This is a genomic window from Aquincola agrisoli (assembly GCF_036621135.1).
GTDB classification, from domain to species: Bacteria; Pseudomonadota; Gammaproteobacteria; order Burkholderiales; family Burkholderiaceae_C; genus Aquincola; species Aquincola agrisoli.
In genome coordinates this window covers 1-13,472 of the sequence record NZ_JAZIBG010000014.1, presented here as the reverse complement: position 1 = coordinate 13,472, position 13,472 = coordinate 1, and the positions used below count along the sequence as shown (strand labels likewise).

General features: G+C 75.9%; 3 protein-coding genes. All 3 read left to right on the top strand.

Annotated elements, in window-relative coordinates:
• Positions 1-52 precede the first annotated feature (52 nt).
• Positions 53-3,934 carry an AMP-binding protein gene (locus tag V4F39_RS04335; RefSeq protein WP_332288070.1) on the top strand — a complete coding sequence of 1,294 codons (3,882 nt, stop codon included), beginning with the start codon at positions 53-55 and terminating at the stop codon, positions 3,932-3,934.
• Positions 3,935-3,944: 10 nt separating this feature from the next.
• Positions 3,945-11,831, top strand: a complete 7,887-nt coding sequence (locus V4F39_RS04330) for an SDR family NAD(P)-dependent oxidoreductase (RefSeq protein ID WP_332288069.1) — start codon at positions 3,945-3,947, stop codon at positions 11,829-11,831.
• A gap of 4 nt (positions 11,832-11,835) precedes the next feature.
• On the top strand, positions 11,836-13,472 hold a 1,637-nt coding region (locus V4F39_RS04325; protein ID WP_332288068.1), incomplete at its 3' end, for a type I polyketide synthase.

The following is a 13,472-nucleotide window of genomic DNA, read 5'->3' as shown; positions in this document are numbered from 1 at the left end:
AATGGTTCGCGTTAAGATCATGGCAATCGAACAGCAACAAGAGGGCGGATACGTGGCAGTCGGCGGCAACAGCCTGGGCGATCAACGCCGGGGCGATGAGCGTCATGAAGGCTCGGCGCAGCGCATGCAGCCGGCCGGCGCGCCGCTGCGCGCGGGCCTGGCCGCGCTGCTCGCGTGGCGTGCGCGCCATCAGGCCGACCGCCTGGCCTACGAGTTCCTGCCCGACGGCACCGGCCCGCTGAACGACGCCGCACTGGCATCGCTGACCTACGCCGGCCTGCAGCGCCGCGCGGCGGCCGTGGCCAACGCCTTGCGTCCGGCAGCGCCCTTCGGGCTGCCTGCCGGGGCAGCCGACGACGGCAACGCCGCGCCGCGCGCCGTCTTGGCCTTCTCGCCGGGCCTCGACTTCGTCGCCGCGCTGTTCGGCTGCCTGCGGGCCGGCGCCATCGCGGTGCCGATGCCCACGCCGCACCGCCGCGACGACCCCGCGCGCTGGCTGCAGGTGCTGGCCGACGCGGCACCGGCGGCCGTGCTCACGACCAGCGCACTCGAACCGGCGGTGCAGGCATTGATGGCCCACGCGCCCGCCGGCACGCGGCGGCCTGAGGTCATCGCCGTCGATTCACTCGATGCCGCCGTGGCCGATGAAGCCGCCGCCCCCAGCGACCTGGCCGCCCACGCGCACCACCCCGCGCTGCTGCAATACACCTCCGGCTCCACGCGCCGGCCGCGCGGCGTGGTCGTCACGCACGGCAACCTCGCGCACAACCTGGCGCAGATCGAGGCGCTGTTCGGCCACGGCCCCGGCAGCCGCGGCCTGGTGTGGCTGCCGCCGTACCACGACATGGGGCTCGTCGGCGGCATCCTGCAGCCGCTGTACAGCGGCTTCCCGGTCACGCTGATGTCGCCGCAGGCCTTCCTGCAGCGGCCGCTGCGCTGGCTGGAGGCGGTGTCCCACGTGCGCGCCACCACCAGCGGCGGCCCCGACTTCGCCTACGCCCATGCCGCGCGCCGTGCCGTGGGCGCCGACCTGCAAGGGCTCGACCTGTCGAGCTGGCAGGTCGCTTTCGTCGGCGCCGAGCCGGTGCGCGCCGCCACGCTCGCCCGTTTTGCAGAAACCTTCGGCCCGCACGGCTTCCGGCCCGAGGCCTTCCTGCCGTGCTACGGGCTCGCCGAATCGACGCTGCTCGTCGCCGGCGGCACCGGCCGGCCGCGGACGCTCACGGTCGACCGGGATGCATTGGCCGAGCACCGCGTGGTGCCCCTCCAGGCCACGGCTGCTGCGGACGGCGGCGCAGGCCGGCAAGCCATGCTTGTCGGCTGCGGCGCCCCCATCGGCACCACGCTTGCGGTGGTCGACGCTGAGACCGGCACACCGCTGCCAGACGGCCAGGTCGGCGAACTCTGGCTCCGCGGCGACAGCGTCGCGCGCGGCTACTGGCAGGCCGCGCCGGAAGACCAGGCGCTGTTCGACGCACGCCTGCCCGGCGCCGCAACCGAGCCCCCGCGCTACCTGCGCACCGGCGACCTCGGCTTCCTGCACGACGGCGCGCTCTACGTCACCGGCCGGCTGCGCGACCTGGTCATCGTTCGCGGCCGCAACCATGCGCCGCAGGACCTGGAAGACAGCGCCGAGCGCAGCCATTCGGCGCTGGCCGTCGGTGGCATTGCCGCGTTAACCGCCACGCCGCCGGCACAGACGGCCGACGAACCCGGCCTTGTGCTGGTGGCCGAGGTCGACCGCAGCGCGCGCCATGGCCTCGATGCCGAGGCGGCCATCGCCGCCATCCGCGCCGCACTGTCGCGCGAGCACGGCGTCCAGGCCGCGGCCATCGTGCTGGTGCGTCCGCAGTCGCTGCCGCGCACGCCCAGCGGCAAGCTGCAGCGCCATCGCTGCGCGCAAGGCTGGCGCGAGGGCACGCTCGCCGAAGTGGCGCGCTGGTGCCTGCCCGGGTGGAGCGGCACCCGTCCCGGCGACGACGCGGCACCGTACCTCGCCTGGCTGCGCGACTACGCCGAGCACCACCTCGACACCCGCCTGATGGACGAGCGCCGCAGCCTGAGCCCGGCGGTCGTGCTCGACTTCGGCAACCGCGGCCTGCTCGGCCTGCAGGTGCCCGCGCAGTGGGGCGGGCCGGGCCTGTCGCACGCCGGCTTCCTGCGCGTGGTCGAGCAACTGGCCGCGATCGACGCCACGCTCGGCCTCTTCGTCGGCCTCAACAACGTGCTCGGCGTGCGCCCGCTGCTGCGCCATGGCACGCCCGCGCAGCAGGCCGAATGGCTGCCGCAGCTCGCCAGCGGGCGCGTGCTGGCGGCGTTCGCGCTCACCGAGCCGGGCGCAGGTTCGCATCCGCATGCGATGCGTGCGTCGGCGCACCCGGCGGCCGATGGCTGGCGGCTGCAGGGCCACAAGCTGTGGAGCGGCGCGGCCGCATGGGCCGGCCTGCTCAACGTGTTCGTGCGTGAGCACGACGCCGAAGGCCGGCCGGCCGGGATCAGCGCCTTCGTGCTGCCGCGCGGGCGGCCCGGGCTGCGGCAGGGCGCCGAGGCGCTCACGATGGGCATGCGCGCGATGGTGCAGAACGCCGTGCACCTCGAAGGCGTGCCCGTCACGCAGGCCGACCGGCTCGGCCGCGCCGGCGAGGGCATGGCCGTCGCGCAGGACGCGATGAGCTACGGCCGCCTCACCATCGCCGCCGCCTGCGTGGGCGGCATGAAGCGCTGCGCGCAGCTCATCGTGCGTTATGCCGGCCGCCGCCACGTGGCCGGCGGCCGCCTGCTCGACCAGCCCGCCACGCTGGCCCGGCTGGGCGAACTCACCGCCGCCATCGCGCTGCTGCAGGCGCTGGTCGACCGCCTCGCCGCGCAGCTCGACGCCGGACGGCCCGTGCCCGAAGAGGCCTACGCCGCCTGCAAGGTGCTGGCGCCCGAGTTGTATTGGCAAGCGGTCGACGGCCTGATGCAGATGCTCGGCGGCCGCGGCTACATCGAATCGAACGGCGTGCCGCAGATGCTGCGCGATGCCCGCGTGCTGCGCATCTTCGAAGGGCCGACCGAGGCATTGGCGGCGCACCTGGGCGCCTGCCTGCTGCGGCAGCCGCGGCCGCTGCTGCAGTTCGCGGGCGAGGGCGAGGCGGGCGATGCGCTGCGGTCGCTGGCGCACGCCGGTGCCGCCACTGCCGGCCGGCAGGTGGAGCTGGGCGAGGCGGCGGCCTGGGCGATGGCCTGGTCTGCGTTGCACGACGCGACCGACGCCGCGACTTCCAAGGCTGCCGCGTTGGCCTGGACGCGGGCGCGTTTCGACGCTGCCCGCGCCCGCGCCTTGCGTGACCCGGCGCAGGAGCCCTGGCGTGCCGATGCCGCCATGTTCGCCGAGCGCGTCGCCGCCTATGCCGACGCCATCGGCGACGTGGACGTGCACGGCATCGGCGAAGACCACGCGCCCGATGCCTTGTTGCGCAGGGACGGCGCGGCCGGTGGGGCTGCCGCCGGCAGCGCCCGGGCGACCCCCGCTGCCGCCCATCCGGCCGCGCCGCCCCCGGGCACCGCCTTCGGCATCGAACGCTGGCTGGTCGACTGGCTGTCTGTCCGCCTCGGCGTGCGCGCCGGCGCCATCGACAGCGCAGCGCCGATGGCCGACCTCGGCGTCGATTCGGTGCTGGCCGTCGAGCTGGTGCAGGCGCTGGAGCAGGCCTTCGCGGTGCGCGAGCCGCTCGACGCGACGCTGGCCTGGAGCCACCCCACGCTGCAGGCCCTGGCTGCGCACGTCGCCGCGCTGTCTGCGCCTGCCGGCGCCGCGGCACCGAACGCCACGCCCCCGGCCCGTGCCGACGTCGGCGACACCGCCGGGTCCGCCGCGCTCGACACGCTCACCGACGACGAACTCGCCCGCGCGCTGGCCGCCGAACTGGCCGCCGATCCGGCCCTGAACTGACCCCGACCCGATGGCCGACGTACCGCACGACCCCACCGCTGCCGCCGGCGCGCCTTCGATGCGCACCCTGCTGCAGGACGCCACGCTGCAGATCCGCCGGCTGCGCGCGCGTGTGCAGACGCTGGAGTCGCAGGCCAAGGCCGCCGCAGCGCAGCAGGGCGTCGACGAGCCCATCGCCATCGTCGGCATGGCCTGCCGATTTCCCGGCGGCGCCGACACGCCCGAAGCGTTCTGGCGCCTGCTCGACGGCGGCATCGACGCCGTCAGCGAAGTGCCGCCCCGAGCCTGGGACGCCGCGCGCTGGCACGACCCCTCCGGCGACCACGCGGGCATGGTGACGCGCCACGGCGCCTTCCTGTCCGACGACGAGGTGCAGGGCTTCGACCCGCAGTGCTTCGGCATCACCCCGCGCGACGCCGAGCGCATGGACCCGCAGCAGCGCCTGCTGCTGGAGGTGGCGCACGAGGCGATGGAGAACGCCGGCCTCGCGCCGTTCGCGCAGAAGGGCACGCAAGGGGGCCACGCCACCGGCGTGATCGTCGGCACCGGCTTCGACGACTATGCGCGCCGCCATGTGGCTTCGGGCGACCCGACGCGCATCGACGCGGCCGGCGCGCTGGGCACGCACCGCGCCATCGCCGCGGGCCGCGTGGCCTACGTGTTCGGCCTGCAGGGCCCCACGCTGCAGCTCGACACCACCTGCTCCTCGTCGCTGCTGGCGGTGCACCTGGCCTGCCAGGCGCTGCGCTCGCGCGAGGCCGAACGCATGATCGCCGGCGGCGTCAACCTGATGCTCGCGCCCGAGCCGAGCGTCGGCTTCTCGCGCCTGGGCGCGCTGTCGGCCGACGGCCGCTGCCGAACCTTCGACGCCGACGCCGGCGGCTACGCCCGCGGCGAAGGTTGCGGCCTGGTGGTGCTCGAACGCCTGGCCGATGCGCAGGCCGCCGGCCGGCCCGTGCTGGCCGTGCTGCGCGGCTCGGCCGTCAACCACGACGGCGCCAGCAACGGCCTCACCGCCCCCAGCGGCCCCGCGCAGGTGGCGGTGATTCGCGCCGCGCTGGCCCGTGCGGGGCTGACGCCCAGCGATGTGCAATACGTCGAAGCGCACGGCACCGCCACGCCGCTGGGCGACCCGATCGAGCTGCTCGCGCTGCAGGAGGCCTATGCCGGCACCGAGCGCGCCGCGCCGCTGTGGGTGGGTTCGGTCAAGACCAACATCGGCCACCTGGAAGCCGCGGCCGGCGTGGCCGGGCTCATCAAGGCGGTGCTGTCGCTGCACCACGGCCGCCTGCCCGCACACCTGCACCTGCGCACCCCCAGCCCGCGCGTGCCCTGGGAGCGGCTCGCGCTGCGCGTGCCGCGCGCATCGACCGCCTGGCCCGATACCGAAGGTCCGCGGCGCGCCGGCGTCAGCAGCTTCGGCATGAGCGGCACGAACGTGCACGTGGTGGTGGAGGCCGCGCCGCCCGCCGCGGCGCCTGCCGCTGGCGACGCGCCCGCATCCCGCGTGCAGCTCTTCCCCATCGCCGCCCGCCATGCCGCGGCGCTGCAGGCGCAGGCCGCTTCGCTGGCACGCTGGCTCGAAGCGCCGAAGCCGGGTTTGTCGCCCGATGCGCTGGCCCATGCGCTGGGCCAGACACGCAGCCACGGCCCGTTCCGCCGCGCGTTCGTGGCGGGCAGCGTCGACACGCTGCGTGCATCGCTGGCCGCTGCCGCCACCGCACCGGCCGAACGCCGCGCCGCGCCGCGCGTGGCCTTCCTCTTCACCGGCCAGGGCGCGCAGCAGCGCCAGATGGGCCGCACGCTGTACCGCGACTGGCCGGTCTTCCGCGCGGCGTTCGACCGCTGCGCGGCACTGGCCGATGCCCGCCTGCCGCGCCCGCTGGCCGAGGTGATGTGGCCGGACGAAGAAGCTGGCGACGCCGACCTCGACCGCACCGGCTATGCGCAGCCCGCGCTCTTCGCGCTGCAGGTCGCGCTGGCCGCGCTGTGGCGCTCGTGGGGCGTGGTGCCGCACTGCGTGCTGGGCCACAGCGTGGGCGAATACGCCGCGGCCGTCGCCGCCGGCGTCATGGCGATGCCCGATGCAATGAACCTGCTGCTGTCGCGTGCGTCGCGCATGCAGGCGCTACCGGCCGGCGGCGCGATGGCGGCCTTGCAGGCGGCACCGTCCGTGGTGGCCGCGCTGCTGCCGGCCGGCGCCGAGATCGCGGCGCGCAACGGACCCGCCCACACCGTCGTCGCTGGCACGCAGGCCGCGGTCGCGCAGGCCGTGGCCGTGGCCTCGGCGCAGGGCATCGGTGCGCAGCGGCTGAAGGTGTCGCACGCCTTCCATTCGGCGCTGATGGCGCCGATGCTCGACGGTTTCGCCGGCGATGTGGCGGCGGTGCCGATGGCCGCGCCGCGCATCGCGATGGTCTCCAGCCGTAGCGGCCGCCTGGCCGGTGCCGACATCGCGCAGCCCGGCTACTGGGTCGCCCAGGTGCGCGAGCCGGTGGCCTTCGACGCCGCGCTGGCCACGCTGGCCGAGCAGGGCTGCGAGGTCGCCATCGAGATCGGCCCGCGGCCGGTGCTGCTGGGCTTGCTGGCGGCATCGGCCGGTGCGGCCGGTGCAGCGGCTGCGGCCCCGCTGATGCTGCCCAGCCTGCGCGGCACGCCGATGGGCGATGAGACGACGGTGCTGCTCGGCAGCGTCGCCCAGCTCTATGAAGCCGGTGCCGCGCTCGACTGGTCCGCCCTGTCGCCACGGCCCCTGGGCACCCCACCCGCGTCGCTGCCCAAGAGCGTGTTCGTGCGCCGGCCTTGCTGGGTGGATGCACCGCCGGCGCCGGCTCGGCCGGCCGAAGGCCGGCTGTCCGCATCCGCGCTGGCCCCCTCGGCCAGTCGCTGGCCTGGCCGCGAAGTGCCGCTGGCCGGCGATGCACTGAAGGTCTTCGAACGCGACCTGGCCGCCGACGCCGAGCTGCCGTGGCACCACCACCGCGTGGCCGGCCGCACGCTGCTGCCGGCCGCGGCCAGCGTGTGTGCCGTGCTCGCCACCGCGGCGCGCACCGCCACGGGTGCGTGGCGCATCGAAGCCCTGAGCCTGGAGCAGGGCCTGTGGCTGCCCGAAGAAGGCGCCGTGCCGGTGCAGGTCCATTGGCAGCCCGACGGCGAGGCCGGCGTGCGCTGGTCGCTGCACAGCCGCGGCGGCGCCGGATCGTTGGCGGGCTGGCAGCGCCACGTGCAAGCCCGGTTGAAGCCGGCCGACACTGGCGCGGCCTGGCCGGCCGGCGACGTGGGCGCGCAGTGGGCGGGCCTGCCGCGGCGCTTGTCGTCCGACGGTCTCTATCGGCGTTTGGCTGACCACGGCCTGGTCTACGGCCCGCGTTTCCAGGCGCTCGCTGAAGTGGCCTGGGGGGATGCCGTGGCGATCGGCCGCGTGCGGCACGACGATGCGCCTGCCGACCCGGCAAGCGACGAGGCCGCGTGGGACGACGCCTCGGTCGCCGCCGCGTGGATCGACGCCGGCCTGCAACTCGCCGGCGCGGCGGTGGCGGGCGAGCAGGGCGCTGAAGCCCAAACCGGCGCCGCGGCCCGGCTGTGGCTGCCTGCCGCCATCGCCGCCTTCGAAGCCCGGCGCGGCACACCGGCCTGGGTCGTCGCGCAGCGCCTCACGCCGGCCGGTGATGCGTCGCCGCGTATCGACCTGCGCTGGCATGCGGCCGACGGCCGCTGCGTCGCGCGCCTGCACGGCCTGCGGCTGGCGGCGCTGTCGCTCCCGGCCGCGCAGGCCGAAGCGCCCTCGCCGGCTGCCACCGCCTCGGTGCCGATCCGCATCGTCGAGCCCACCTGGCAGGCCGAGCCGCTGCCCGCCGCCGCGCGCTGGCCGGCGCCCGCGGTGCTGGCCACGCGCTTGCGCCCGGCCTTCGAGGCCGCGCTGCAGTCGGCCGACTGCGCGGCCTACGAAGCGCTGCAGCCCGGCCTGGAAGCGCTCAGCCTGGCCTGGGCGGCACGGGCCATCGACCAACTCGGGGGGCCGGATGCTTTGGCGACGCCCGAGCGTGCGGCGCAGCGCGGTGTCTCGGCGCCCGAGCGCCAGGCGCTGCTCGCGGCACTGCTGCGATCGCTGGCGGCGGCGCGGCAGCGCGGCCCGGCGGCCGCGGGCGGCGACGTGGCGCTCGCCGGCTCGCTTGCCGCGGGCACGCCCGAAGGCCTGGATGCCCCCGCACTGCAGGCCGAACTCGAAGCCCTTCACCCCGGCCGGCCCGAGCTGGCACTGGTCGGCCGCTGCGGCGCCGCGCTGGCCGACATCCTCACCGGCCGCGCCGATGCGTTGGCCGTGCTGTTCCCGGGCGGCGACCTGTCGCTGCTCACCGCGCTGTACGAGCGCTCGCCCGGTGCGCAGGTGATGAACGGCCTGCTGCGTGCGTCGCTGCAGGCGGCCGTGGCCGCGCTGCCGCCGGCGGCAGCGCCGGACGCGCCCTTGCGGGTGCTGGAGATCGGCGCCGGCACCGGCGGCAGCACCGCGCACCTGCTGCCGGTGCTGGCCGGGCTGGCGCGGGCCGGCCGGCCGGTGGACTACCTCTTCACCGACGTGTCGCCGCACTTCCTGCAGCAGGCACGCGAGCGCTTCGCGGCGCACGGCTTCCTGCGCTTCGGGCTGCTCGACATCGAGTCGGCCCAGGCCGCAGCCGGCGCCGAGACGGGGTTCGACCTCGTCGTCGCCGCCAACGTCCTGCACGCCACCGAAGACCTGGGCCGCACGCTGCGGCACGTGGCCGATCGATTGGCGCCCCACGGCCTGCTGCTGCTGCTGGAAGCGACCACGCCGCTGCAGTGGCTCGACCTGGTGTTCGGCACCCTGCCCGGTTGGTGGCGCTTCACCGACCGTGCGCTGCGCGCGGACCATCCGCTGCTGCCGGCCGAGGCCTGGTGCCGCGCGCTGCAGTCGGCCGGCTTCGCCGCCGCGGTGCCGGTGGCGGGGGCACGCGCGCTGCCGCAGACGGTGCTGCTGGCGCAGCGCGCCGCGGCGCAGGCGTGCCGCATCGTGGAGGCTGGCAGCACGGCCGGCGCCGCGGCGCTGCAGACCGCGCTGGCAGTGCAGGGCATCGCTTCGCACGTCGTCGTTGGCGAAGCGGCGTTCGCGCCGCCTGTGCAGCCCGTGGATACCGTGGCGCTGCTGTTGCCCGCGCTCGTTGAGACGCAGGCCGACGCGTTGCCGGCGCAATGCACCGCCGCCGTCGACGCCGTCGCAGGCCAGGTGCGGGCGCTGCTGGCGCAGCTGCCGCAGTGGCCCCGCGCGCCGCGGCTGGTGCTGCTCGAGGGTGCGGCCGACCAACCTGTCCATGCAAGCGAGCCCACGGCCGCGGGCGCCCTGCGCAGCGCGGCGCTGTGGGGCCTGGTGCAGACGCTGCAGTTCGAGCACCCCGAGCTGCAATGCACGCTGCTGCAGGTCGCCACGCCCGCCGATGCGGCCAGCGCGCTGCTGTACGCCACGGCCGACCGCCACGTGCGGATGCTGAACGGCCAGCGCCAGGTGGCGCGGCTGCGGCCGGTCGACGTCGCGATCACGCAGGCCAACGAGGGCAGCACGCCTCAGCGGCTGGAAGGCGACGGCGTCTCGATCGCTTCGCTCTCCTGGCGGCCGTTCACGCCCCGTGCCCTGGGCGCGGGTGACGTGCGCGTGCGCATTTGTGCCGCGGGCCTCAACTTCCGCGACGTGCTGATCGCGATCGGCCAGTACCCGCATGCCGACCCGGCGCAGCCCGACCGCCTCGGCGCCGAGTGTGTCGGCGAGGTGATCGCCTGCGGCACCGACGTGCACGACCTGCCGGTTGGCACTCGGGTGATGGCGCTGGCGGCCGACGGCTTCGCGACCGAGGCCGTGCTGCCGCGTGCACTCGTCGTGCCCGTGCCCGACGCCGCGGCCCTGGCCGACGATGCCGCCGCTGCCACGCTGCCGGTGGCCTTCGCCACCGCATACCACGGCCTCGTGCACTGCGCCGGCCTGCGGCGCGGCGAGCGCGTGCTCATCCACGCCGGCACCGGCGGCGTCGGCCAGGCGGCGATCCAGATCGCGCAGTCGCTGGGCGCCGAGGTGTTCGCCACCGCCAGCCGGGCCAAGTGGCCGGCGCTGCAGGCGCTGGGCGTGCAGCATGTGATGGACTCGCGCAGCACGGGCTTCGCGGCCGAGATCGCCGCGTGTACCGGCGGCGCGGGCGTGCACGTGGTGCTCAACCCGCTGCCCGGCGCGATGCAGCGCGAAAGCCTCGCCGCGCTGGCGGCCGACGGCCGCTTCGTCGAGATCGGCAAGGGCGGGGGCCTGGACGACGCCGGCTTCGCCGCCGTGGCGCCGGGCGTGCGGCTGCACCGCGTCGACCTGGCGGCCCTGAGCCGCAGCGCGCCGGCGCATGTGCAGTCGCTGCTCACCACGCTGGCCGCGGAGGTGCGGGCCGGCCGCTGGCGCCCATTGCCGGTGCAGGTGTTCGCGCCCGCCGATGCAGCGGCCGCGCTGCGCACGCTGCAGCAGGCACGCCACCTCGGCAAGCTGGTGCTGCAGCCGCCCGGCGACGCTGAGGCGCCGTCGCGCGTCACCGTGCGTGCCGACGGCTGCACGCTCATCACCGGCGGCCTGGGCGGGCTCGGCCTGCAGGTGGCGCAATGGCTGGTGGCGCAGGGCGCGCGCGAGCTGGTGCTGGCAGGCCGCCATGCCGAACCCGACGAAGCCACGGCGGCGCAGCTCGATGCCCTGCGCGCACAGGGTGCACGGGTGCACCTGCGTGCGGTCGACGTGAGCGACCGGGCCGGGCTCGCCGCGCTGCTGGCTGGCATCGGCGGCGGCGGACCCATCACCGGCCCGCTGCGCGGCGTGGTGCATGCCGCCGGCGTGCTCGACGACGCACCGATCGAGCAGCAGCACCCCGAGCGGCTGGCGCGTGTGCTCGCGCCCAAGCTCGCGGGCGGCTGGCACCTGCACAGCCTCACGGCCGCGTTGCCGCTCGACTTCTTCGTGCTCTTCGGCTCCGCGGCCGGGCTGCTGGGTGCGCCCGGCCAGGCCAACCACGCCGCGGCCAATGCCTTCCTCGACGGCCTGGCGCGCTGGCGCCGCGCGCAGGGCCTGCCGGCGCTGAGCCTGGCGTGGGGCGCGTGGTCGCAGGTGGGCTCGGCGCTCCGCTATCGGCGCGACGGATCCGTGGCCGATACCGCCGGCCGGGCCGGCCAGGTGAGCGGCCTGCCGGGCGTCGGCTGGATCGATCCCGGCGAAGGCCTGCAGTGGCTCGGCCGGCTGTGGCATGCGCCGCAGCCGGTGCTGGGCGTGCTGCCGATCGACTGGCGTCAGCTGTCGGCGCACCCGGCGCTGCGCGGTGCGCCGATGTGGTCGCCGCTGGTCGCGGGTTCATCGGCCGGCGATGCCGCGGGCGCGCCTGCCGATGCGGTCGCCGCGCAAGCCGCCGCTACACCGGCCGGCGCGCTGCGCGGTCGCGTGCTGGCATTGCCCGCTTCCGAACGCGCCGCCGCGCTCGACGACGCGCTGTGCACGCTGATCGCCCAGACGCTGGGCTTCGGCGTCGCCGAACTCGACCGGCAGGCCGGCTTCTTCGACCTCGGCCTCGATTCGCTGTCGGCACTGGAGCTGAAGAACCGGCTGCAGCACGAGCTGGGCCTGGCGTTGCCCAGCACGCTCGCTTTCGACCATCCCACGCCCGCCGCGCTGGTGGCGCATCTGGCGTCGCGCCTGCAGGCGCAGGCCGAGGAGGCCGGCCCGGCGTCGGCCGCCGCCGCACCGAAGCCGGCCGCGGCGACGGGCGAGAGCGGGCCTGCAGCGCCCGATCAACCTGCTACCGCGCTCGCCGACCAGCTCGACGCCCGCCTCGACGCCCTCGACCGCCTGCTCGACGAGGCCCCGCTTGGATAAGCCGATGTCCGACCCCCACGACGCGCGCATCGCCCGCGCGCTGCACACCATCGAGCGCCTGCAGGCGCGCCTGGCCGTCGCCGAAGGCGCCGCGCGCGAGCCCATCGCCGTGGTCGGCCTGGGCTGCCGCTACCCCGGCGGCGCCGACACGCCCGAGGCCTTCTGGCAATTGCTGGCCGAAGGCCGCGACGCCATCGGCCCCGTGCCCGCCGACCGCTGGGACGCCGACGCGCTGCACGACCCCGACCCGGCCGCGCCGGGGCGCATCGTCACGCGCGAAGGCGGCTTCGTGCCCGACCCGCAGCTGTTCGATGCGGCGTTCTTCGGCATCGCCCCGCGCGAGGCGGCCAGCCTCGATCCGCAGCAACGGCTGCTGCTGGAAGTGGCGTGGGAAGCGATGGAAGACGCCGGTCTGCCGCCGACCCAGTTGTCTGGACAACCCGTCGGCGTCTTCGTCGGCATCAGCAGCCAGGACCATTCGCACCACCTGCTGCAGCAGCCATCCGAGGCCATCGACGCCTACCTCGCCACCGGCAACGCACACAGCGTGGCGGCCGGGCGGCTGTCGTACACCTTCGGCTTCACCGGCCCGAGCCTCGCGGTCGACACGGCCTGCTCCTCGTCGCTGGTGGCGGTGCACCTGGCCTGCCAGAGCCTGCGCGCGGGCGAATGCAGCGTGGCGCTGGTGGGCGGCGTCAACCGCATCCTGTCGCCGGCCTTCGGCATCAACTTCTCGCGCGCGCGGATGTTGGCGCCCGACGGCCGCTGCAAGGCCTTCTCGGCGATGGCCGACGGCTTCGGCCGCGGCGAAGGCTGCGGCGTGGTCGTGCTCAAGCGCCTGTCGGACGCGCAGCGCGACGGCGACACCGTGCTGGCCGTGGTGCGCGGCTCGGCCGTCAACCAGGACGGCCGCAGCAGCGGCCTGACCGCGCCCAACGGGCCTGCACAGCAAGCCGTGATCCGCCAGGCGCTGAAGGCCGCGGGCGTGGCGGCGGCACAGGTCGACTACGTGGAGGCGCACGGCACCGGCACCGCGCTGGGCGACCCCATCGAGGCCGGCGCGCTGGGTGCCGTGTTCGCCGAGGGCCGCGCCGCCGACCGGCCGCTGGCGATCGGATCGGTCAAGGCCAACGTCGGCCACCTCGAGGCGGCCGCGGGGCTGTGCGGCTTCATCAAGGTGGTGCTGGCGCTGCAGCACGGCCGGTTGCCAGCGCAACTGCATGCGCAGCCGCCCAGCCCGCACATCGATTGGGCGGCGCTGCCGCTGGCGCTGCCGCATGCGGGGCAGGTCTGGGCGCCGCATGCCGACGGCTCGCCGCGGCGCGCGGGCGTCAGCTCGTTCGGCTTCTCGGGCACCAACGCACACGTGGTGCTGGAGGCGTCACCGGCCGTGGCCGCAGCGCCGTCCGGCGAACCTGGCGACGCGGATGGCGCCGACGTGCTGATGCTCTCCGCCCGCGACGGCGACGCGCTGCGTGCCTTGGCCGCGCGGCATGCGCAGGCGCTGCGTGCGGGCAACGCCTGGCGCGCGCATTGCGACAGCGCCCGGCGCGGCCGCGCGCGGCTGCCGCACCGGCTGGCCGTGGTGGCGGCGTCGGCTGCCCAGGCCGCGGACCGGCTGGCCGCCTGGGCCGCGGCGCC